The 19,030-nt window shown below is 70.2% G+C and carries 22 protein-coding genes and 1 riboswitch; of the genes, 12 read left to right on the top strand and 10 right to left on the bottom strand.

Translation table 11 applies throughout. From position 1 onward, the window contains the following. Together DY262_RS09400 and DY262_RS09395 are read left to right on the top strand one after the other, a co-directional pair. Nucleotides 1-501 carry a GlcG/HbpS family heme-binding protein gene (locus tag DY262_RS09400; protein WP_116958662.1) on the top strand — a complete coding sequence of 167 codons (501 nt, stop codon included), beginning with the start codon at nucleotides 1-3 and terminating at the stop codon, nucleotides 499-501. Beyond that, nucleotides 498-1,184, top strand: a complete 687-nt coding sequence (locus tag DY262_RS09395) for an ankyrin repeat domain-containing protein (protein ID WP_116958661.1) — start codon at nucleotides 498-500, stop codon at nucleotides 1,182-1,184. The genes DY262_RS09400 and DY262_RS09395 overlap by 4 nt, the downstream gene beginning before the upstream one ends. Nucleotides 1,185-1,269: 85 nt before the next feature. On the opposite strand, the gene tyrS is transcribed toward DY262_RS09395, so the two are convergent. Further along, nucleotides 1,270-2,532 carry a tyrosine--tRNA ligase gene (gene tyrS / locus DY262_RS09390; RefSeq protein WP_116958660.1) on the bottom strand — a complete coding sequence of 421 codons (1,263 nt, stop codon included), beginning with the start codon at nucleotides 2,530-2,532 and terminating at the stop codon, nucleotides 1,270-1,272. A 222-nt stretch (nucleotides 2,533-2,754) separates the two neighbouring features. Here tyrS and DY262_RS09385 point away from each other — a divergent pair, with 222 nt between their 5' ends. Beyond that, the gene (locus tag DY262_RS09385) at nucleotides 2,755-4,152 is read left to right on the top strand and encodes a M23 family metallopeptidase (RefSeq protein ID WP_245980912.1); all 1,398 of its coding nucleotides are present in this window, start codon (nucleotides 2,755-2,757) and stop codon (nucleotides 4,150-4,152) included. Between the two features lie 82 nt (nucleotides 4,153-4,234). Here the strand turns inward: DY262_RS09385 and erpA are convergent, their stop codons facing one another. The 5 genes from erpA to rplM all read right to left on the bottom strand — a co-directional run bounded on the left by erpA (nucleotide 4,235) and on the right by rplM (nucleotide 6,749). Continuing rightward, nucleotides 4,235-4,600, bottom strand: coding sequence for an iron-sulfur cluster insertion protein ErpA (gene erpA / locus DY262_RS09380; RefSeq protein ID WP_116958658.1), 366 nt, complete (start codon nucleotides 4,598-4,600; stop codon nucleotides 4,235-4,237). A 78-nt stretch (nucleotides 4,601-4,678) separates the two neighbouring features. Continuing rightward, nucleotides 4,679-5,080, bottom strand: a complete 402-nt coding sequence (locus DY262_RS09375; protein WP_116958657.1) for a bactofilin family protein — start codon at nucleotides 5,078-5,080, stop codon at nucleotides 4,679-4,681. A 27-nt stretch (nucleotides 5,081-5,107) separates the two neighbouring features. After that, nucleotides 5,108-5,812 (bottom strand): DUF6776 family protein, encoded by a 705-nt coding sequence (locus DY262_RS09370; protein ID WP_116958656.1) that lies wholly within the window; start codon nucleotides 5,810-5,812, stop codon nucleotides 5,108-5,110. Between the two features lie 102 nt (nucleotides 5,813-5,914). After that, nucleotides 5,915-6,307, bottom strand: coding sequence for a 30S ribosomal protein S9 (gene rpsI, locus DY262_RS09365; RefSeq protein WP_070400384.1), 393 nt, complete (start codon nucleotides 6,305-6,307; stop codon nucleotides 5,915-5,917). A 10-nt stretch (nucleotides 6,308-6,317) separates the two neighbouring features. After that, nucleotides 6,318-6,749 (bottom strand): 50S ribosomal protein L13, encoded by a 432-nt coding sequence (gene rplM, locus DY262_RS09360; RefSeq protein ID WP_070400385.1) that lies wholly within the window; start codon nucleotides 6,747-6,749, stop codon nucleotides 6,318-6,320. Between the two features lie 176 nt (nucleotides 6,750-6,925). Here rplM and DY262_RS09355 point away from each other — a divergent pair, with 176 nt between their 5' ends. The 6 genes from DY262_RS09355 to DY262_RS09330 all read left to right on the top strand — a co-directional run bounded on the left by DY262_RS09355 (nucleotide 6,926) and on the right by DY262_RS09330 (nucleotide 11,894). Beyond that, nucleotides 6,926-7,840, top strand: coding sequence for a 23S rRNA (adenine(2030)-N(6))-methyltransferase RlmJ (locus DY262_RS09355; RefSeq protein WP_116958655.1), 915 nt, complete (start codon nucleotides 6,926-6,928; stop codon nucleotides 7,838-7,840). Nucleotides 7,841-7,964: 124 nt separating this feature from the next. Then, nucleotides 7,965-8,975: a 1,2-phenylacetyl-CoA epoxidase subunit PaaA gene (gene paaA / locus DY262_RS09350; RefSeq protein WP_116958654.1), complete on the top strand. Its 1,011-nt coding sequence runs from the start codon at nucleotides 7,965-7,967 to the stop codon at nucleotides 8,973-8,975. A gap of 58 nt (nucleotides 8,976-9,033) precedes the next feature. Further along, nucleotides 9,034-9,333 carry a 1,2-phenylacetyl-CoA epoxidase subunit PaaB gene (gene paaB, locus DY262_RS09345; protein ID WP_116958653.1) on the top strand — a complete coding sequence of 100 codons (300 nt, stop codon included), beginning with the start codon at nucleotides 9,034-9,036 and terminating at the stop codon, nucleotides 9,331-9,333. After that, nucleotides 9,333-10,256: a 1,2-phenylacetyl-CoA epoxidase subunit PaaC gene (paaC, locus tag DY262_RS09340; protein WP_245980910.1), complete on the top strand. Its 924-nt coding sequence runs from the start codon at nucleotides 9,333-9,335 to the stop codon at nucleotides 10,254-10,256. The genes paaB and paaC overlap by 1 nt, the downstream gene beginning before the upstream one ends. A 4-nt stretch (nucleotides 10,257-10,260) precedes the next feature. Beyond that, nucleotides 10,261-10,785, top strand: a complete 525-nt coding sequence (paaD, locus tag DY262_RS09335; RefSeq protein ID WP_116958652.1) for a 1,2-phenylacetyl-CoA epoxidase subunit PaaD — start codon at nucleotides 10,261-10,263, stop codon at nucleotides 10,783-10,785. A gap of 2 nt (nucleotides 10,786-10,787) precedes the next feature. Continuing rightward, nucleotides 10,788-11,894 carry a 2Fe-2S iron-sulfur cluster-binding protein gene (locus DY262_RS09330; RefSeq protein ID WP_116958651.1) on the top strand — a complete coding sequence of 369 codons (1,107 nt, stop codon included), beginning with the start codon at nucleotides 10,788-10,790 and terminating at the stop codon, nucleotides 11,892-11,894. A gap of 19 nt (nucleotides 11,895-11,913) precedes the next feature. Here the strand turns inward: DY262_RS09330 and DY262_RS09325 are convergent, their stop codons facing one another. From DY262_RS09325 to ahcY, 4 genes are read right to left on the bottom strand one after another with little or no spacing between them, the layout of a single operon-like run. Beyond that, a complete protein-coding gene (locus DY262_RS09325; protein ID WP_116958650.1) occupies nucleotides 11,914-12,324 on the bottom strand; it encodes a septal ring lytic transglycosylase RlpA family protein in 411 nt (136 codons plus the stop codon). A gap of 16 nt (nucleotides 12,325-12,340) precedes the next feature. Beyond that, nucleotides 12,341-13,171 (bottom strand): methylenetetrahydrofolate reductase [NAD(P)H], encoded by an 831-nt coding sequence (gene metF, locus DY262_RS09320; RefSeq protein WP_116958649.1) that lies wholly within the window; start codon nucleotides 13,169-13,171, stop codon nucleotides 12,341-12,343. Then, on the bottom strand, nucleotides 13,168-13,923 hold the full coding sequence (locus DY262_RS09315; protein ID WP_116958648.1) for a TlyA family RNA methyltransferase: 756 nt from the start codon (nucleotides 13,921-13,923) through the stop codon (nucleotides 13,168-13,170). The genes metF and DY262_RS09315 overlap by 4 nt, the downstream gene beginning before the upstream one ends. Nucleotides 13,924-13,931: 8 nt before the next feature. Further along, on the bottom strand, nucleotides 13,932-15,362 hold the full coding sequence (ahcY, locus tag DY262_RS09310) for an adenosylhomocysteinase (protein ID WP_116958647.1): 1,431 nt from the start codon (nucleotides 15,360-15,362) through the stop codon (nucleotides 13,932-13,934). A gap of 65 nt (nucleotides 15,363-15,427) precedes the next feature. Continuing rightward, a riboswitch (S-adenosyl-L-homocysteine riboswitch) is annotated at nucleotides 15,428-15,519 on the bottom strand. Between the two features lie 95 nt (nucleotides 15,520-15,614). On the opposite strand from ahcY, the gene DY262_RS09305 reads away from it, so the two are divergent. The 3 genes from DY262_RS09305 to DY262_RS21585 all read left to right on the top strand — a co-directional run bounded on the left by DY262_RS09305 (nucleotide 15,615) and on the right by DY262_RS21585 (nucleotide 18,952). Beyond that, nucleotides 15,615-16,415, top strand: a complete 801-nt coding sequence (locus tag DY262_RS09305; RefSeq protein ID WP_116958646.1) for an HAD-IIB family hydrolase — start codon at nucleotides 15,615-15,617, stop codon at nucleotides 16,413-16,415. Then, a complete protein-coding gene (locus DY262_RS09300; RefSeq protein ID WP_116958645.1) occupies nucleotides 16,412-17,638 on the top strand; it encodes an MFS transporter in 1,227 nt (408 codons plus the stop codon). Before DY262_RS09305 ends, DY262_RS09300 begins: the two co-directional genes overlap by 4 nt. Nucleotides 17,639-17,767: 129 nt before the next feature. Then, on the top strand, nucleotides 17,768-18,952 hold the full coding sequence (locus DY262_RS21585; RefSeq protein ID WP_147326199.1) for a hypothetical protein: 1,185 nt from the start codon (nucleotides 17,768-17,770) through the stop codon (nucleotides 18,950-18,952). Nucleotides 18,953-19,030 lie beyond the last annotated feature (78 nt).

Raw genomic sequence — 19,030 nt, 5'->3', positions numbered from 1 at the left:
ATGAACACCCCCATCCGCACCGCCCTGGCCCTCGCTCTGATCGGTGCCAGCGCCCTCGCCCAGGCCCAGAGCGGCGCCGTCCTCAGCGAGCGCAACGTCTCGCTGGCGCTGGCCAACCAGATCGCCAGCGCCACCGTGGCCGCCTGCAGCGCCAGCGGCTATGCCGTCACCGCCACCGTGGTGGACCGCGCCGGCAACGTGCGCGCCGTTCAGCGCGCCGACAACGCCGGCCCGCACACCCTGGAGGCCAGCCGCCTGAAGGCCTACACCTCGGCCTCCGCGCGCAACACCACGCTGGCCATGATGGAGGCCTCGCAGAAGAACCCCGCCGCGGCCAACCTGAAGGACATCCCCGGCTACCTGCTGCTCGGCGGCGGCGTGCCGGTGCGCGCGGGCAACGACGTGATCGGCGCCGTGGGCGTGGGCGGCGCGCCCGGCGGCCACCTGGACGAGCAGTGCGCCATGGCCGCGCTGGAGCAGGTGAAAGCGGCCCTGCAATGAAGCGGCGCGCGCTGCTGTCGCTGGCGCTGGCCACCGCGGCCGCGGGCGCCGCGCGGGCCCAGGTGCCGCCCTCGCCCGGCGAGGTCGCGGCCTACCAGGGCCTGCACGCCGCGGCGCAGCGCGGCGATGTGGCCGCCATCGCGCGGCTGCTGAAGTCTGGCGCGGCCATCGACGCCACCGACGGGGCTGGCCGCACGCCGCTGCACGTGGCCACCTTCGCGCGCCAGCGCGAGGCGGTGCGGGCGCTGCTGCAGGCCGGCGCCAACCACGCTGCCCTGGAGCACGGGCGCTACGACGCCGTCACCATCGCCGCCGTGGCCGACGACGAAGACACCTTGCGCCTGCTGCTGGCCGGCGGCGCGAGCGCGAAGCTGGTGACCAGCCGCTACGACGGCACCGCGCTGATCGCGGCGGCGCACCTGGGCCATGAAGGCGTGGTGCGCCAGCTCATCGCGGCCGGTGCGCCGCTGGACCACGTGAACAACCTGCACTGGACGGCCGCCATCGAATCCGTCGTGCTGGGCGACGGCGGCCCGCGCCACCAGGCCACGCTGCAGGCCCTGATCGATGCAGGCGCCAAGCTGCAACTGGCCGACCGCAGCGGCCACACGCCGCTGGCGCTGGCCCGCTCACGCGGCTACGCGGCCATGGTCGCGATGCTGGAAAAGGCCGGCGCTCGCTGACGTCCACCCCCCACGCTGCGCCGCGGCGCGGGTCGCCGCCCCAAGGGCGCTGATCCGGCTTGGGGCGGCCCGGCGCCGGATCGGCTCAGCCCAGCGTCACGCGCGCGAACTTGCGCTTGCCGACCTGCACCACGTAGGTGCCGGCGGAGAGCTTCAGGCCCTTGTCGCTCAGCACCGAGCCGTCCACGCGCACGCCGCCGCCATCGATGAGGCGGTTGGCCTCGCTGCTCGACGGCGCCAGGCCGGCCGACTTGAGCAGGGCCGCGATGCCCAGCGGCGCGCCCGTCAGCGACACCTCGGGAATCTCGACCGGCACGCCGCCCTTGGAGCGGTTGATGAAGTCCTGCTCGGCCGCCTCGGCCGCCGCCGCGCTGTGGAAGCGCGCCGTGATCTCCTTGGCCAGCATCACCTTCGCGTCCTTGGGGTTGCGGCCGCCCGCCACCTCGCGCTGGAGCGCCTCGATCGCCCCCATCGACTGGAAGGACAGCAGCGTGTACCAGCGCCACATCAGCTCGTCGGAGATGCTCAGCACCTTGGCGAACATGGTGTTGGCGTCCTCGGTGATGCCGATGTAGTTGTTCTTGCTCTTGGACATCTTGTCCACGCCGTCCAATCCCTCCAGCAGCGGCATGGTCAGGATGCACTGCGGCTCCTGGCCGTACTCGGCCTGCAGGTGGCGGCCCATGAGCAGATTGAACTTCTGGTCGGTGCCACCGAGCTCGAGGTCGCTCTTGAGCGCCACCGAGTCGTAGCCCTGCATCAGCGGGTAGAGGAACTCGTGCACGCTGATCGGCGTGCCGGCGGTGAAGCGCTGGTGGAAGTCGTTGCGCTCCATCATGCGCGCCACGGTGTACTTGGCCGCGAGCTGGATCATGCCCATGGAGCCCAGCGGCAGGCTCCATTCGCTGTTGTAGCGGATCTCGGTCTTCGCCGGGTCCAGCACCAGGCTGGCCTGCTTGTAGTAGGTCTCGGCGTTGGCCTTGATCTGCTCGGGCGTGAGCGGCGGGCGCGTGCTGTTGCGGCCCGAGGGATCGCCGATCAGGCTGGTGAAGTCGCCAATAAGAAAAATGACTGTATGCCCCAGGTCCTGGAGCTGGCGCATCTTGTTGAGCACCACGGTGTGGCCGATGTGGATGTCGGGCGCCGTCGGGTCCAGGCCGAGCTTGATGCGCAGCGGCGTGCCGGTGCGCTCGGCACGTGACAATTTTTGCGCCCAGTCCGCCTCGGGGATCAATTCTTCGCAGCCCCGGCGGGTGACCGCCAGGGCGTGTCGCACGCCGTCCGTCAGGGCCTCGCCGCCGCTGGTGGGGCTGTCCGGCAAGGTGGGAATAGATAAGCCGTTATTCATACGTGTTTTTTCCGATAGGGACGGATCGCCAGCCCGCTACACTTGCCGGCTATCGCCGGATTTTAGTTGGCGTGCTTTTTGCACACGCTCCCGCACCCACGTAAAGCCCGGCCCGTGGCGTGAACTTCTCGCGTCGCTGCCCGCTCACTCCCTGGATGCCGGTGTGAGGCCCTGTGCCCCCACCGGCCCTTTCATGGATGACCGACCTTGATACGCCAGACCTTGAACGCCGCGGCCCAATGGGGCCAACAGATCGCTGAATCGATTGCCCAGCACCCCCGTCGCGTCATGGGGGGCATCGGCGTCCTCCTCCTCGGCACCGGGGTCACCGCCTTCGGTATCGCGCCGCTGGCGCCCGACGCCGCCGACCTGCCGGTGCGCCAGGTGGTGGAAGCCCTGCCGGTGACCGCCACTCCCCTGTACGCCGCCATTCCCGCCAGCGCCGACCTGCCCCCCGAGGCCCGTCCGGTGCTCGCCAGCCCCCAGCCCTGGACCCTGTACCGCAGCGACACCACGCGCAACGACGACACCCCCCAGTCGCTGCTGTTGCGCCTGGGCGTGAACGACGGTGAGGCCCAGGCCTTTCTGGCCCGCAACCCCTTGGCGCGCCAGCTGCTGGCCTCGCGCCAGAGCCGCCTGGTGCACGCCGAGGCCACCCCGCAGCAGGTGCTGCAGCGCCTCACCGCCCGCTGGCCCGATCCGAAGAACGATCGCGGCTTTCTGCGCCTGGTGGTCGAGCGGGGCGCCAACGGCCTGAGCGCCCGGCTCGAACCCGGCACCCTGGAGGCCGCCTCGCGCCTGGCCAGCGGCGAAATCCGCAGTTCCCTGTTCGCCTCCACCGACGCCGCGGGCATCCCCGACGCGGTGGCCGTGCAGCTCGCCGAGATGTTCGCCAGCGACATCGACTTCCGCCGCGACCTGCGCAAGGGCGACCGTTTCCAGGTCGTCTATGAAACCCTGAGCGCCGAAGGCGAGCCGATGAAGACCGGCCGCATCCTGTCGGCGGTGTTCGTCAACGACGGCCGCCCGCACGAGGCGGTGTGGTTCGAGGCGCCCGGCGTCAAGGGCGGCTACTACGGCTTCAACGGCGACAGCAAGCGCCGCTACTTCCTGTCCTCGCCACTGGAGTTTTCGCGCGTCAGCAGCGGCTACGGCATGCGCTTCCACCCGGTGCTCGGCCGCCAGCGCGCCCACCTGGGCGTGGACTACGCCGCCCCCACCGGCACGCCGGTGCGCACGGTGGCCGACGGCGTGATCGAGTTCGCCGGGGTGCAGCGCGGCTACGGCAACGTCATCTACGTGCGCCACCGCAACAACCAGGTGACGGTCTTCGCGCACCTGAGCCGCATCGGCGTGCGCACCGGCCAGCGCGTGAGCCAGGGCGAGTTCATCGGCAACGTCGGCACCACCGGCATGTCCACCGGACCGCACCTGCACTTCGAGTTCCGCGACAACGGCGAGCACCGCGACCCGCTGGTGATCGCTCGCCAAAGCGAGGCCATCAAGCTGCCCGAGAACCTGCGCAGCGCCTTCAACCAGGTCGCCCAGGCCCAGCAGCAGGAGCTCGCCGCCGCCGGCCGCCTGCAGCAGGCCCTGGCCAGCACCGACTCAGGCCGATGAGCCCCGCGGGAGCCGCAAGGCCCCGCCCAAAACAAAAGGGAGCCAGTGGCTCCCTTTTTTCATGGCCGGCAAACAGCGGGTCTCAGACGCTGAAACTCGAGCCACAGCCGCAGGTGGTGGTGGCGTTGGGGTTCTTGATCACGAACTGGGCACCTTGCAGGTCTTCCTTGTAGTCGATCTCGGCACCCACCAGGTACTGGTAGCTCATGGCGTCGATCAGCAGGGTCACACCGTTCTTGCTCATGGAGGTGTCGTCTTCGTTGACGACCTCGTCGAAGGTGAAGCCGTACTGGAAGCCCGAGCAGCCGCCGCCTTGCACGAAAACGCGCAGCTTGAGGTCGGGATTGCCCTCTTCGGCCACCAGTTCGGCCACCTTGGCGGCGGCGCTGTCGGTGAAGACCAGCGGCGCGGGCATGTCGGTCTGGATGTTCTCGGCCACGGCACTCATGGGGATTCCTCTCGTAAGGGGCGGGCTGGGAACCCGCGAATACCACGAATGGTACGGTACGCCGCTCGGGTAGGCCCGTCAGCGGTGGTTTGCCGCCAGTTTCAGTGTGGGCTTTTCCTCGGCGCCGTCGCCGGCCATGGGGCGCAGCTGGCCTTCGATGGTGGCGCCCTGGTGCATCTCGATCGCACGGTAGGACACATCCCCCTCGATGCGCGCCTTGGGCTGCAGCTCCAGCAGCTGGCGCGCCAGCACCGGGCCCTTGACGTGGCCATTGATGATGACGTGGTCGGCCTCGATCGAGCCCTGCACCGAGGCCACCTCGCTCACGATCAGCAGGCTGGCGCCGTCCACCGCCGCCCGCACGTTGCCCACGACCTCGCCGTCGATACGAAGCCCTTCGGCGAACAGCAGGTCGCCCTGGATGCGGGTGCCCTGCGCGATCAGGCTCTTGATCGGGGGCTGCTTGGGTTTGGCGAACATGCGTGATCTCCTGTCGACGGCCCTCGATCAGGGATCGAAGGTCTGAACCGACCGCACCGCGCTGCCCTGGAGGAGCTTGGCGGTCACGGTTTTTACAACGGCCTGCGCGGGCAGATCAACAACGCCTTCCTGCCGCAGGTAGCCTTTGACGAGCACCGGTTGCGGTGCGGGGGCGTGCTTCGCGGACCAGGGCTTGCCGGCCAGCGTGCCGGTGAAGACGATCTCGAGCGCACCCTTGAAGTCTGGCGCCTTGCGCGCGGCCTGGATCATCAGAACCTGCCAACGCCACTGTGTGGCCGACAGGCGTTCGGCCTGCAGGCCGCGGATGGCGAGCGCGTCGCCACCCGCGGGGATGAGGCGCTCGAAGAAACCGAGGTCGTTGCGCAGGCTCTGGTTGTCCGCCTCCAGCTGGCGGATCTGCACGCGCAGCTGGTCCTGCAGGGCGCGCTCGATGGTCAGGCGGCTCTCGGCGGTGTGGTCGACCGCGCTGCGCGACGCCAGTTCTTCGCGCAGGCCCACCACCTCGGAGCGCAGGCGCTCCAGCTCGTCGCGCGCGTGGCGGTCCAGGCCGGCGATGTCCTTGCCGAACTCGAAGGCCCACAGCGCCAGCGCCGCACACAGGCCCAGCATGACGGCAGCCCCAAGCCAGCGCAGTGGCCAGGGCAGGGCACTGCGGATCGACATGCGCGGGGCGCCTGCCGACCAGCGTCTACGTCCGAAGCGCAATCGCATGCAAACCTCTCAACTGCAAGCAAAAGAAAACAGCCCCCAGAAAGCAGAAACCGCCCCAAGCGGACTTGCAGGCGGTTTCTGGGGGGCGTTTCGCGAAGGCGATCAGCGCTTGCTGAACTGCTTGCGGCGCCGCGCAGAGCGCAGGCCGACCTTCTTGCGTTCCACCTCGCGGGCGTCGCGGGTCACGAAGCCGGCTTGCGACAGCGCGGGCTTGAGGCTCGCGTCGTAATCGATCAGCGCGCGGGTGATGCCGTGGCGCACAGCGCCGGCCTGGCCCGACTCACCGCCGCCGTGCACGTTGACCTGGATGTCGAAGGTCTCGACGTTGTCGGTCAGCACGAGCGGCTGCTTGGCGATCATGATCGAGGTCTCGCGGCCGAAGAACTGCTGGATCTCCTTGCCGTTGACCGTGATCTTGCCGCTGCCCTTCTTGAGGAACACGCGGGCGACGCTGGATTTGCGACGGCCGGTGCCGTTGTTCCATTCACCAATCATTCAGGGCTCCTTAGATGTCCAGCGTTTGCGGCTGCTGAGCGGTGTGCGGGTGCTCCGCGCCGCCGTAGACCTTGAGCTTCTTGATCATGGCGTAGCCCAGAGGACCCTTGGGCAGCATGCCCTTGACGGCCTTCTCGAGCGCGCGGCCGGGGTGCTTGGCCTGCATGTCGCGGAAGTTGGTCGCGTAGATACCGCCCGGGAAGCCCGAGTGGCGGTAGTACATCTTGTCGGTGGACTTGGTGCCGGTCACGCGCAGCTTGGCTGCGTTGATGATGACGATGTAGTCACCCGTGTCGACGTGAGGCGTGTAAATGGCCTTGTGCTTGCCGCGCAGTCGGAGAGCCACTTCACTGGCAACTCGTCCGAGGACCTTGTCGGTCGCGTCAATCACAAACCACTCGTGCTTCACGTCAGCGGGCTTGGCGCTGAACGTTTTGGTCATGTTGAACCTGATAGCGAGGGTTTGGCGGCCCTTTTCCACGGTCGGCGGTTCTCTGGTGGAACCCTCTTAGGTGGAGGTTTGCACTTCGCCGCGGGGCCACAGGAAAACGCTGCGAAGCCCGCCATTGTACGAAATCGGCGCCGGGGCGGCAAATCCGGCGCTACCATCGCCGGCCCATGTTCTCCTACCGCCACGCCTTCCACGCCGGCAACCACGCCGACGTGCTCAAGCACCTGCTGCTGATCGCCACCCTGCGCCACCTGCAGCTCAAGGAACCGGCCATCACCCTGATCGACACCCACGCTGGCGCGGGCCTGTACCGGCTGGACGGCGATTTCGCCGACAAGGGGGGCGAGGCGGTGAACGGCGTGGTGCGGCTGTTTGCCGCCTGTCGGCCGGCCACGGGCGCGCCGGCCGTGCAGACCACCCCGCTGATCGACGACTACCTCGACCTCGTGGCGGGCTTCAATCCCTCGGGTTCGCTGCGGGTCTACCCCGGCTCGCCTTTCGTGATTGAGCGCCTCATGCGCGCCGAATCGCGCGACCGGCTCAAGCTGTTCGAGCTGCACCCGACCGACGGCAAAACCCTGTCGGCCAACATCGCCCAGCTCGACGCCGGCCGCGCGGTGGTGGTCAAGCGCGAGGACGGCTTCGAGGGCCTCAAGCCCCTGCTGCCCCCGCCCGCCGACGCCAAGGGCTCGCGCCGGGCGATGGTGCTGATCGATCCCAGCTACGAGATCAAGAGCGATTACGCCAAAGTGAGCGCCTGCATACAGGATTCGCTGAAGCGCTTCGCCACCGGCACCTACCTGGTCTGGTACCCGGTGATCCCGCGCGCCGAGGCCCACGACCTGCCGCGCAAGCTGCGCGGCCACGCCCAGCGCGCCGGCCGCCCCTGGCTGCACGCCACGCTGGCCGTGGGCCACCCGCCCCTGGGCCCGGACGAGCGCCCGGGCCTGACGGCCAGCGGCGTGTTCGTGATCAACCCGCCGCACACCCTGCACGCCGGGCTGGCCGAGGCCCTGCCGCTGCTGGTGGAAGCGCTGGGCCGCGGGCGCGGCCAGGGCCACACGCTGGAACACTCGGGCTGAGCCGCGCGGCCCGGCGCGGACGGGCCACAGGCCCCTCCATCGCGGCAAAAAAATTAACCGACCGGCCGGTCGGCTAACTTGGTACACTGCGCAGCCAGAGCCCCACCCGCCGAGGAGACCGCGCATGTACACGCAATCCTTCAACGTGCCCGACGGCACCGCCCCCGGCCCCCAGGCCGTGCCGGCCGCCGCCGACCCCGCCCTGCAGGCCCACTTCGATGCCGTGATCGACGCCGACGGCAAGATCGAGCCGCGCGACTGGATGCCCGAGGCCTACCGCAAGACCCTGGTGCGCCAGATCAGCCAGCACGCGCACAGCGAGATCGTGGGCATGCTGCCCGAGGGCAACTGGATCAGCCGCGCGCCCAGCCTCAAGCGCAAGGCCATCCTGCTGGCCAAGGTGCAGGACGAGGGCGGTCACGGCCTGTACCTCTACAGCGCAGCCGAGACCCTGGGCACCAGCCGCGACCAGATGGTCGAGGCGCTGCACAGCGGACGCGCCAAGTACAGCTCCATCTTCAACTACCCCACCCTCACCTGGGCCGACGTGGGCGTGATCGGCTGGCTGGTCGACGGCGCGGCGATCATGAACCAGATTCCCCTGTGCCGCTGCAGCTACGGCCCCTATGCGCGCGCCATGATCCGCGTCTGCAAGGAAGAGAGCTTCCACCAGCGCCAAGGCTACGAATCGCTCCTGACCATGATGCAGGGCACGGACGAGCAGAAGGCCATGGTGCAGGACGCGGTGAACCGCTGGTGGTGGAAGTGCCTGGCCATGTTCGGCCCGCCCGACGACAACAGCCCCAACAGCGTGCAGGGCATGCGCTGGGGCATCAAGCGCATCAGCAACGACGCGCTGCGCCAGAAATTCGTCGACGCCACCGTGCCGCAGGCCGAGGTGCTGGGCGTCACCCTGCCCGACCCCGAGCTGAAGTGGAACGCCGAGCGCGGCCAGCACGACTTCGGCGCCATCGACTGGGACGAGTTCTGGCAGGTGGTGAATGGCAACGGCCCCTGCAACAAGGAGCGCCTGGCCACCCGCGTGAAGGCCTGGGAAGACGGGGCCTGGGTGCGCGAGGCCGCCCTGGCCCACGCGCGCAAGCAAGCACAACGCACCATGAAGGAGGCCGCATGAGCACCGCACGACCGCCCGAAGGGGCTCGCACCGCAGCGCGCCGCGCGGAGGTCTACCAATGAGCGACGCCAAAGCCCTCAAGGAATGGCCTCTGTGGGAGGTTTTCGTCCGCAGCAAGCAGGGCCTGGAGCACAAGCACTGCGGCAGCCTGCACGCCAGCGACGCGCGCCACGCCCTGCAGATGGCGCGCGACGTGTACACGCGCCGCCAGGAAGGCGTGAGCATCTGGGTCGTGCCCTCGGCCAGCATCGCCGCGAGCGAACCGGATTCGAAGGACGCCTTCTTCGATCCCGCCGCCGACAAGGTCTACCGCCACCCGACCTTCTACGACATCCCGGACAAAGTGGGGCACATGTGATGGGCGCCGCGCAGGACCGCTCCAAGCCAGCCGGCACCCCCTCGGGGGGCAGCGCACCACACGACGTGGGCCGCGTGGGGGCAGGCGACTCCGCTCCCGTCGACTACCTGCTGCACCTGGCCGACAACGCCCTCGTGCTCGGCCAGCGCAACGCCGAGTGGTGCGGCCACGGGCCCATCCTGGAAGAGGATCTGGCCCTGGCCAACCACGCGCTCGACCACCTGGGCCAGGCGCGCCTGCTCTACCAGCACGCGGCCCGGTGCATCAACGCCGAGCCCGCGCAGGCCCAGCGCTTCGCCCACCTGCAAGGCGCGCGCGCCGACGGCGCCCTGACCGAAGACAGCCTGGCCTACTTCCGCGCCACGCACGAGTTCCGCAACTTCACGCTGCTGGAGTTGCCGCACCACGGCCCGCTCGCCGGCCCCGCGCGCGCCGACCGCGACTTCGCCACCACCACCGTGCGCAACGTGCTCTACGCCGCGCTCATGAACCTGTGGTGGGAGCGCCTGCAGGCCAGCGCCGATCCGCAGCTCGCCGCCATCGCGGCCAAGTCGCTCAAAGAGGTGCGCTACCACCTGAGCCACGCCGGCGACTGGCTGGTGCGCCTGGGCGACGGCACCGATGAGAGCCGCGCCCGCGCGCAGGCCGCGCTGGACCACCTCATGCCGCACACCCAGGAGTTCTGGACCGGCGACGAGGCCGAGTCCGCCGCCGTGGCCAACGGCACTGGCGTGGCCCTCGCCGAACTCAAGCCCGCCTGGGATGCGCTGCTGGACGAGGTGCTGGCCGAGGCCACGCTGCGACGCCCCGCCGACGGCGGCTACGTGACGCAGGGCAAGCGCGGCCTGCACTCCGAACACATGGGCTTCCTGCTCGCCGAAATGCAGAGCCTGGCCCGCGAACACCCCCAGGCCGTGTGGTGAGGCCATGGACGCGGCGCTGCGCGACCCCCCTTCGCTGGACGCCGTGCGCGCGGCCATCGCGCACCTGAGCGACCCCGAGATCCCCGTGGTGAGCCTGGCCGAGCTGGGCATCCTGCGCGAGGTGCGCCGGGGCGGGGACGGCGTGGCCGAGGTGGTCATCACGCCCACCTACAGCGGCTGCCCGGCCATGGGGCAAATCGAGGACGACATCCGCGCCGCGCTGCGCGACAGCGGCATCGCCGCACGCGTGGTGACGCAGCTCTCGCCCGCCTGGACCACCGACTGGATGGCGCCCGCCGCGCGCGAGAAGCTGCGCGCCTACGGCATCGCGCCGCCCAATGGCCGCGCCGCGCAGGCCGGCGCCCAGGTGGTGGGCTTCGCGCGCCGCGCCGCCGGCCAGCCCGTGCCCTGTCCGCGCTGCGGCTCCACCCACACCACACAAACCTCGCCCTTCGGCTCGACCGCGTGCAAGGCGCTCTACCGCTGCCTGGACTGCCTCGAACCCTTCGACCTCTTCAAGCCCTACTGACCATGAGCACCAGCCCCCGCGGATTCGTCGAGCTGCCCATTGCACGCGTGAGCCCCGAGGCCGCGGGCTCGGTGGCCGTCACCCTGGCCGTGCCCGCTGAGCGGCGCGGCGCCTTCGCCTTCGAGCCCGGCCAGTTCCTCACGGTGCGCGCGCTCATCGACGGCCAGGACGTGCGGCGCAGCTACTCCATCAGCAGCCCACGCAGCCTGTACACCAGCAAGGGCGAGCTCACGCTGGGCATCCGCCCGGTCGACGGCGGCGTGTTCAGCAACTGGGCCGCCACGCGGTTGAAGGCCGGCGACACGCTGCAGGCGATGCCGCCCGACGGCCGCTTCACCGTGCACCGCCCGCGCGCCCTGCACCGGGTGGGTTTCGCGGCGGGCTCGGGCATCACGCCCATCCTGTCCATCATGACCAGCACACTGGAGGAATCGCCCACCGCCAAGTTCACCCTGGTCTATGGCAACCGGCGCATGGCCAGCGTGATGTTCAACGAGGCCCTGCAAGACCTGAAGGACCGCTACCGCGACCGCCTCACGCTGATCCACATCCTCTCGCGCCAGGCGCAGGAGGTGCCGCTGCTGGAAGGCCGCATCGACGGCGACAAGGTGCGCGCCCTCATCGCCGCCCTGCTGCCCGTGCCCAGCATGGACGAGGTCTTCGTCTGCGGCCCCGAGGCCATGATCGAGGCCACCGAGCAGGCCCTGCTGGGCGCCGGCGTGAAGCCCGAGCGCATCCACACCGAGCGCTTCACCTCGCCGACGCTGGAGGCCCTGCCGCGCGGCGAGCGCGAGCGCGTGCAGCTGGGCCGCGCGCCCCAGGCCGAGGGCGAGGTGGCCCTGACCGTGGTGCTCGACGGCAAACCGCACGAACTGCGCATGGGCCGCGACCAGCGCGTGCTCGACGTGGCGCTGGAGGCCGGCCTGGACCTGCCCTGGTCCTGCCGCGGCGGCGTGTGCTGCACCTGCCGCGCCAAGGTCATGGAAGGCCAGGTGGAGATGGAGAAGAACTTCACGCTGGAGCCCTGGGAAACCGAACAGGGCTTCGTGCTGAGCTGCCAGGCCCGCCCCACCACCGACCGGGTCGTCGTCAGCTACGACGAGCGCTGAGCGGCCACCGGCGGCCCGCTCAATCGGTGTAGAGCACCACGGGCGCCACGCCCGCGCGGATGAGGCCGATGCGCTCGGCCGCCGCGCGGCTGAGGTCGATCACGCGCCCCGGCGCGAACGGCCCGCGGTCGTTGATGCGCACCACCACCGCCTGCCCCGTGGCCGGGTTCTCCACGCGCACGCGCGTGCCGAATGGCAGGGTCTTGTGCGCAGCGGTGAGTTCGTTCATGTCGAAGACCTCGCCGTTCGCGGTGCGCCGGCCATGGTGCGGCTCGCCGTACCACGAGGCGTTGCCGCGCCCGATCTCGCGCGCCTCGTGCGCGGCCGGCCCGTCCGCGCCCCAGTCCTCGCCCGGCGGCCCGCCGCGGCTCGCGCAGCCCACGAGGGCGACGGCGAGCACGGCCAGGGCGGCGAGGCGGGTGGGCGTCATGCGGGGCAGGGGGCCATCAGCGGGCGTCGAGGCGGCGCAGGATCTCCAGCGTCGCCGCGCTCTGGTTCATCGTATAGAAGTGCAGGCCCGGCACCCCGCCGCGAAGCAATTGCTCACACAAGGACGTGACGACGTCGAGGCCGAAGGACTTGATCGAGGCCGTGTCGTCGCCGTAGGCCTGCAGGCGCAGCCGGATCCAGCGCGGGATCTCGGCCCCGCACGCATCGGAGAAGCGCATGAGCTGCGTGGAACTGGTGATGGGCATGATGCCGGGCACCACCGGAATGTCGGCGCCCAGGGCGCGCGCCTCGTCGACGAAGCGGAAGTAGGCATCGGCGCTGTAGAAGTACTGCGTGATCGCCGAATGCGCGCCGGCCCGGACCTTGGTCACATACGCCTTGAGGTCGGCCTCGGGCGAGCGGGCCTGCGGGTGCACCTCGGGATAGGCCGCCACCTCCAGGTGGAAGTCCTCGCCGGTCTCGGCGCGGATGAAGGCCACGAGGTCGCTCGCGTAGTGGAACTCGCCGCCCAGGCCATAGCCGCTGGGCAGGTCGCCGCGCAGCGCCACCAGGCGCTTGACGCCCATGGCCTTGAGCTGCGCCAGCTGCTCGCGCACGCCGGCGCGCGTGGCGCCGATGCACGAGAAGTGCGAGGCCGCGTCCACGCCCTCGGCGAGGATCTCGCGCACGGTGCCGAAGGTGCCCTCCTGCGTGGAGCCGCCGGCGCCGTAGGTGACGGAGCAGAACAGCGGCGCGCGCGCGTAGAGCTGCTGGCGCACGGCGCGCAGCTTCTGCGCGCCTTCGGGCGTCTTGGGCGGGAAGAATTCGAAGCTGATGGGCAGGTTCATGCCGGTTTCCGAATGAAGACGAAGAACTCGCGGTTGCCATCGCCACCGGCGATGGGGCTGTCGAAATAGTCGAGCGGCTCAAGGCCCAGGCCTTGCAGCGCGGTCGTGATGCGCTCGCGCACCCGCGCGTACGAGGCGGCGTCCTTCACCAGGCCACCCTTGCCGATGTCTTCGGGCTGCAGCTCGAACTGCGGCTTGACGAGCACCAGGCCGTGGCCGCCGGGCTTGAGCAGCGGCGCCAGCGCGGGCCACACCAGGGTCTGCGAGATGAAGGACAGGTCGCCGACGATCAGGTCAAAAGGCGGCTCGGCCCCGGCCTCGCGCAGGCGCTGAGCCGTCAAATCGCGCGCGTTGCAATGCTCGATGACGATCACCCGCGCATCCCCGCGCAGGCGCGCGTTGAGCTGGCCGCTGCCCACGTCCACGCCCACCACCTGGGCCGCGCCGCGCTGCAGCAGGCAATCGGTGAAGCCGCCGGTGCTCTGGCCCACGTCGAGCGCGTGCAGGCCGCGCGGATCGACGCCGGTGTGCGCCAGCGCACCCTCCAGCTTCAGGCCGCCGCGCGAGACGTAGCGCGCCTCGGCCGCGTCCAGCAGCTCCAGCTCGGCGCCGGCGGGCAGCTCGTCGCCGTTCTTGGCCACGGGCCGCCAGCCGCCACCGGCGCGCCAGCGCACGCCGGCCGCGATCAGCCGCTGGGCCTGCGAGCGCGACGCCGCCAGACCACGCTCGACGAGCAACTGGTCGGCGCGCACGGCGGCGATCAGTAGCGGTAGGTGTCCGGCTTGTACGGGCCTTGCTTGGGCACGCCGATGTAGGCGGCCTGCTCGTCGCTCAGCTCGGTCAGCTGGGCACCGACCTTCTTCAGGTGCAGGCGCGCCACCTTTTCGTCCAGGTGCTTGGGCAGCACGTAAACCTTGCCCACGTCGTAGCCCTCGGGGTGCGTGAACAGCTCGATCTGCGCGATGGTCTGGTTCGCGAAGCTGGAGGACATCACGAAGCTGGGGTGACCGGTGCCGCAGCCCAGGTTCACCAGCCGGCCCTTGGCGAGCAGGATGATCTTCTTGCCGTCCGGGAAGATCACGTGGTCCACCTGGGGCTTGATCTCTTCCCACTGGCACTTCTCTTCCAGCCTGGCAACCTGGATCTCGTTGTCGAAGTGGCCGATGTTGCAGACGATCGCCTGGTCCTTCATGGCGGCCATGTGCTCGAAGGTGATGACGTCGCGGTTGCCGGTGGTGGTGACGAAGATGTCGGCCTTGTCGGCGGCGTACTCCATGGTCACCACGCGGTAGCCTTCCATCGCGGCCTGCAGGGCGTTGATGGGGTCGATCTCGGTCACCCACACCTGTGCGCTCAGCGCGCGCAGCGCCTGGGCCGAGCCCTTGCCCACGTCGCCGTAGCCGGCCACCACGGCCACCTTGCCGGCGATCATCACATCGGTCGCGCGCTTGATGCCGTCGACCAGCGACTCGCGGCAGCCATAGAGGTTGTCGAACTTGCTCTTGGTGACCGAGTCGTTGACGTTGATGGCGCGGAACATCAGCGAGCCCTTGACCGACATTTCCTTCAGGCGGTGCACGCCGGTGGTGGTCTCCTCGGTCACGCCAATGATCTGCGCGCTCTTGCGGCTGTACCAGGTGGCGTCCTCGGCCAGCTTTGCCTTGATGGCCGCGAACAGGATGCGCTCTTCCTCGCTGCCGGGCTTGGCCAGCACGGAGGGGTCCTTCTCGGCCTGCTTGCCCAGGTGCATGAGCAGCGTGGCATCGCCGCCGTCGTCGAGGATCATGTTGGGGCCTTCGCCTTCCGTGCCCTTGGCGCCGAAGTCGAAGATGCGGTGCGTGTAGTCCCAGTAGTCGACCAGGGTCTCGCCCTTGACGGCGAAGACCGGCGTGCCGGCGGCGGCGATGGCGGCGGCCGCGTGGTCCTGGGTGGAGAAGATGTTGCACGAGGCCCAGCGCACCTGCGCGCCCAGGGCCTGCAGCGTCTCGATGAGCACCGCGGTCTGGATGGTCATGTGCAGCGAACCGGTGATGCGCGCGCCTTTCAGCGGCTGCTTGGCCGCGTACTCTTCGCGGATGGCCATCAGGCCGGGCATCTCGGTCTCGGCGATCTTGATCTCTTTGCGGCCCCAGTCGGCCAGGCCGATGTCGGCGATCACGCAGTCGGCGGTGGGGTTGATTCGTGCATTCATGTGGCGCTCCAAAACGTTGAAAGCCACCGCGCGGGAAGGGAGACGAGGGAACCCATCGCACGTGCAGTGGATGAGCGTGGTTGCCGGTTGAAGGGTCCGAGCCTCACGCCCGCGGCCCGCTCGGTGCGGGTGGGGCGCTGCAACGCTCCTCGGATGGGCCGGCATTCTACTCGGCCTCCTTTCTGGCGTGGGGATATCCCCTCCCAGTGGCACCACGCCGGTGCGGCCCCTGTGAGAAACTGCCGCCCCTCCATGCAACCCACCCCGCTGGCCGACTGGCCCCCGCACGAGCGCGCGCGCATCCATGGCGTGCTCACCGACATCGACGACACCCTCACGGCCGAGGGGGCGCTGGCGCCCGAGGCGGGCGCGGCACTGCTCCGCCTGCGCGCGGCCGGCCTGCCGGTGTTCGCCGTCACCGGCCGCCCGGCCGGCTGGAGCAAACCCTTCGCGCTGAGCTGGCCGGTCGACGCCATCGTGGCCGAGAACGGCGCCGTGGCGCTGTGGAACGACGGCGGGCGCCTGCGCAAGGCCTACGCGCAGGACGCGGCCACCCGCGCCGCGAACCTCACCCGCCTGCGGGCCGCCGCCGCGCGTGTACTGCGCGAGCTGCCTCAGGCGCGCCTGGCCACCGACAGCGCGGGCCGCGAAACCGACATCGCCATCGACCACAGCGAGCACGCCCACCTGGGCGAGGCCGACATCGCGCGCGCACTCGGCATCCTGCGCGACGAAGGCCTCACCGCCACCGTGAGTTCCATCCACGTCAACGGCTGGATCGGCGCGCACGACAAGCTCAGCGGCGCGCGCTGGATCCTGCGCGAGCGCCTGGGGCGCGACCTCGACGCCGAGATCGATCACTGGGTCTACGTGGGCGACTCCACCAACGACGCCGCCATGTTCGCGCGCTTCCCGCACAGCGTGGGCGTGGCCAACATCGCGCGCTTCTGGGCGCAGCTCGCGCACCACCCCCGCTACGTGGCCCCGCGCGAACGGGGCCAGGGCTTCGCCGACGTGGCCGAGGCGGTGCTGGCGGCCAGAGGCCAGGCATGAGCGAACACCCGCTGCCCGCCGGCGGCCGAGCGCCCGCCGCGCCGCCGGCCCACGCCCGCCTGGGCCTGGTCGCCATCTTTGGCGCCACCTTCTTCGAGCTCGTGGGCTACTTCATGCTCACGCCCCTGCTGCTGCTGCGCCTGAAGGACGGCGGCGAGTCCACCGCCCTGGCCGGCGTGTTCGCGGCCAGCGGCTGGTTCGGCATCTTCCTCATGGTGCCTTTCGCCTCGTCCGTCACGCGCGCGCTGGGAAGGCGGCCCACGCTGTGGCTGTCGGCGCTCATCCCCACGCTGGCCACCATGGGCTTCGCGCTCTCGTCCTGGCTGCCGCTGTGGTTCGGGCTCAAGCTCATCGCCGGCATGGCCTCGGGCCTGCGCTGGGTGCTGGCCGAGGCCATCGTGGCCGAGTTCGCGCCGCCCGGCCAGCGCGGCCGCTACGTGGGCATCTTCGAAACCCTGGTCGGCGTCACCTTCGTGCTCGGCCCGCTGATGCTGGCCTGGGTGGGGCCGCAGAGCGACACCGCGATCTGGCTCGCCTTCGGCTGCATGGCCATCGGCCTGGCCTGGAGCCTGCTGATCCCCCGCGTGCCGCCCGCGGCCGACGCGCACGAGGCCCGCGTGGGCCTGGGCGGCGTGTGGCACGCGCTGGCCGCGCACCCGCTGATCATGACGGTGGGCTTCGTCGGTGGCTTCTTCGAAAGCGGGCTCACGTCCATCCTGCCGCTGTATGGCCTGGCCCTGGGCCTGGGCGCGGTGGTCTCGGCCCTGCTGGTCTCGGCCAGCGGGCTGGGCAGTGCGCTGATGATGCTGCCCGCTGGCGTGCTGTCCGACCGCCTGGCGCACCACCCGCGCCAGCGCTGGGGCGACGAGCGCGCCGCGCGCCTGCTGCTCATGCGCGGCTGCGCCTGGATCACGCTGCTCGGCACGCTGCTGATCCCCTTCGTCGCGAACACGCCCTGGCTGGCCGCGCCCGTGGCCTTCGTGTGGGGCGGCGCGGGCGGCTGCCTCTACACGCTGGCGATGATCGACATCGGCTCGCGCGAGCAAGGCATCACCCTGGTGAACAGCACCGCCGTGCTGGTGATGAGCTACACGCTCGGCGGCGTGCTGGCGCCCGCGCTGGGCGCGGCGGCGCTGCAGTGGTCGCCCACGCTGGGCTTCCCGGCGCTGCTGGTCGGCGTGGCGCTGCTGGGGGTGTTCCTGCTGCGGCGCCAGCCGGCCTGAGCTCGCGCTTCGATAGCAGGAAGCGGCCGGGCGGTGCCGCTCTCGGATAGGCGTCCTTGAGGATTTCGCGCCGCGGCGGCTGCCACCGAGAGGGGTTTTCCACTCCGCAGCGCCACGCGCGCCCTCTCCATGATCTCCCGCTCCAGCCCCAAACAATACAAGCTCGATGCCGCGCTGCCCGGCCAGGCCCAGGCGACGCCCCTGCGCCAGGTGGTCGAGGCCGCGGTGAACAAGACCGAGAAAGACCAGCAGCCCCGGGTGCTCTACCTGAAGACCACCGCCCCCTCGTCCGATCGGACCGCGCAGCCTTACATCACCACCAAGTTCGACTCTCGGCACGAAGACCCGCAGACCCGCGCCACGCAGCCGCGCAAGCTCAAGCAGACCCAGCACCAGGGCGCCACCGCGCAGCTGAAGGGCCTGACCACCTCCTGGCTCAAGCTGCCTTCAGCGCCGCGCGAAGCCCAGCGAGCGGCCCAGGATCTCGGCAGGCTGTGCGCGAGCGACAGCACCCAGGTGTTCGGCCTGCCCTGCACCCCCGAACTGCTGCAGCAACTCAAGCGGATGGAAAGCGCCCAGGTCGCGCCGCGCTCAACGGCGTCGACGCCACGGCAGCCGAGCGCGCACACGCCCCGGTCGAACACGGACAGATCGCCACGGCACCCGCCGACGGATGAAGACGAGAGCAGCACCGCGTCGCAAACGACGGTCTCGCTGAGCGAGGAGAGCTCGCCCCCCAACTCGGGCGGCACGCCCAGAAAGGTCAAAACCAGCAGGGTGGCCCGGCTGCCGGTCAAGCAGGTCGCCCGACAGAATCTGAACCCGATCAGACAGACCTACCTGGACCAACAGAAGCTGAAGCAAAAGCAGAAGCGGGAGCAGGCGCTGCTTGACCTTCAAGACCTGATGTTTCCCCCGGAAAAGTCCCTCGCATCGCCCCATACCCAAGTTGGCGCCCCTACCCTGCAACTGCCACTCTTGCCTGTGGGCCGGGACCGGCCATCGACCCTGGAGCCGTCCGAGGAACCCGCCCCACCAGGCGCCCAGTCGGATCGGCCCAGGTCCAACGTCGAACCCATCCCGGAGGAAAGCCTGCGGACCAGCAAGTCCCAGTCGACGCCCACCAGCCCCACGCCGCCCGACCAGCCTCCGCCGACCAGCCCTCGAGGCCCGTTGAAGCCGCAGCGCGTGCCACGGCCCAGCCTTCGGTCCAGGCAGACGCCCACACCGCCAGCCACCCCAGCGGCGCCACCGGTGGATCCGGCGTCGCCCCCCACGACCAACCCGCCCGAGACGCTGTTCAACGAGCAGTGAGCCCGCTTGCCGCATGGTGACAAGCCCCCATGCGATCCTTGAGGCCGCCGGCCGGGCCCCACGCCCGCCCGGCCGAAA

Origin of the sequence: Hydrogenophaga borbori (genome assembly GCF_003417535.1) — a bacterium.
Taxonomy (GTDB): Bacteria; Pseudomonadota; Gammaproteobacteria; order Burkholderiales; family Burkholderiaceae_C; genus Hydrogenophaga; species Hydrogenophaga borbori.
The sequence above is the reverse complement of the archived record's forward strand: the minus strand, read 5'-3'. Positions and strand labels throughout refer to the sequence as shown.

Excerpts from the sequence above, each read along its gene's own strand:
- DY262_RS09375 (WP_116958657.1), bottom strand. The coding sequence starts at position 5,080 with ATGTTCGCCAAACCCAAGCAGCCCCCGATCAAGAGCCTGATCGCGCAG.
- rpsI (WP_070400384.1), bottom strand. The coding sequence starts at position 6,307 with ATGATTGGTGAATGGAACAACGGCACCGGCCGTCGCAAATCCAGCGTC.
- ahcY (WP_116958647.1), bottom strand. The coding sequence starts at position 15,362 with ATGAATGCACGAATCAACCCCACCGCCGACTGCGTGATCGCCGACATC.
- DY262_RS09330 (WP_116958651.1), top strand. The coding sequence starts at position 10,788 with ATGAGCACCAGCCCCCGCGGATTCGTCGAGCTGCCCATTGCACGCGTG.
- paaA (WP_116958654.1), top strand. The coding sequence starts at position 7,965 with ATGTACACGCAATCCTTCAACGTGCCCGACGGCACCGCCCCCGGCCCC.
- DY262_RS09300 (WP_116958645.1), top strand. The coding sequence starts at position 16,412 with ATGAGCGAACACCCGCTGCCCGCCGGCGGCCGAGCGCCCGCCGCGCCG.
- erpA (WP_116958658.1), bottom strand. The coding sequence starts at position 4,600 with ATGAGTGCCGTGGCCGAGAACATCCAGACCGACATGCCCGCGCCGCTG.
- DY262_RS09395 (WP_116958661.1), top strand. The coding sequence starts at position 498 with ATGAAGCGGCGCGCGCTGCTGTCGCTGGCGCTGGCCACCGCGGCCGCG.
- DY262_RS09370 (WP_116958656.1), bottom strand. The coding sequence starts at position 5,812 with ATGCGATTGCGCTTCGGACGTAGACGCTGGTCGGCAGGCGCCCCGCGC.
- paaB (WP_116958653.1), top strand. The coding sequence starts at position 9,034 with ATGAGCGACGCCAAAGCCCTCAAGGAATGGCCTCTGTGGGAGGTTTTC.
- paaC (WP_245980910.1), top strand. The coding sequence starts at position 9,333 with ATGGGCGCCGCGCAGGACCGCTCCAAGCCAGCCGGCACCCCCTCGGGG.
- paaD (WP_116958652.1), top strand. The coding sequence starts at position 10,261 with ATGGACGCGGCGCTGCGCGACCCCCCTTCGCTGGACGCCGTGCGCGCG.
- metF (WP_116958649.1), bottom strand. The coding sequence starts at position 13,171 with ATGAACCTGCCCATCAGCTTCGAATTCTTCCCGCCCAAGACGCCCGAA.
- DY262_RS09305 (WP_116958646.1), top strand. The coding sequence starts at position 15,615 with ATGCAACCCACCCCGCTGGCCGACTGGCCCCCGCACGAGCGCGCGCGC.
- DY262_RS09400 (WP_116958662.1), top strand. The coding sequence starts at position 1 with ATGAACACCCCCATCCGCACCGCCCTGGCCCTCGCTCTGATCGGTGCC.
- DY262_RS09325 (WP_116958650.1), bottom strand. The coding sequence starts at position 12,324 with ATGACGCCCACCCGCCTCGCCGCCCTGGCCGTGCTCGCCGTCGCCCTC.
- tyrS (WP_116958660.1), bottom strand. The coding sequence starts at position 2,532 with ATGAATAACGGCTTATCTATTCCCACCTTGCCGGACAGCCCCACCAGC.
- DY262_RS21585 (WP_147326199.1), top strand. The coding sequence starts at position 17,768 with ATGATCTCCCGCTCCAGCCCCAAACAATACAAGCTCGATGCCGCGCTG.
- DY262_RS09355 (WP_116958655.1), top strand. The coding sequence starts at position 6,926 with ATGTTCTCCTACCGCCACGCCTTCCACGCCGGCAACCACGCCGACGTG.
- rplM (WP_070400385.1), bottom strand. The coding sequence starts at position 6,749 with ATGACCAAAACGTTCAGCGCCAAGCCCGCTGACGTGAAGCACGAGTGG.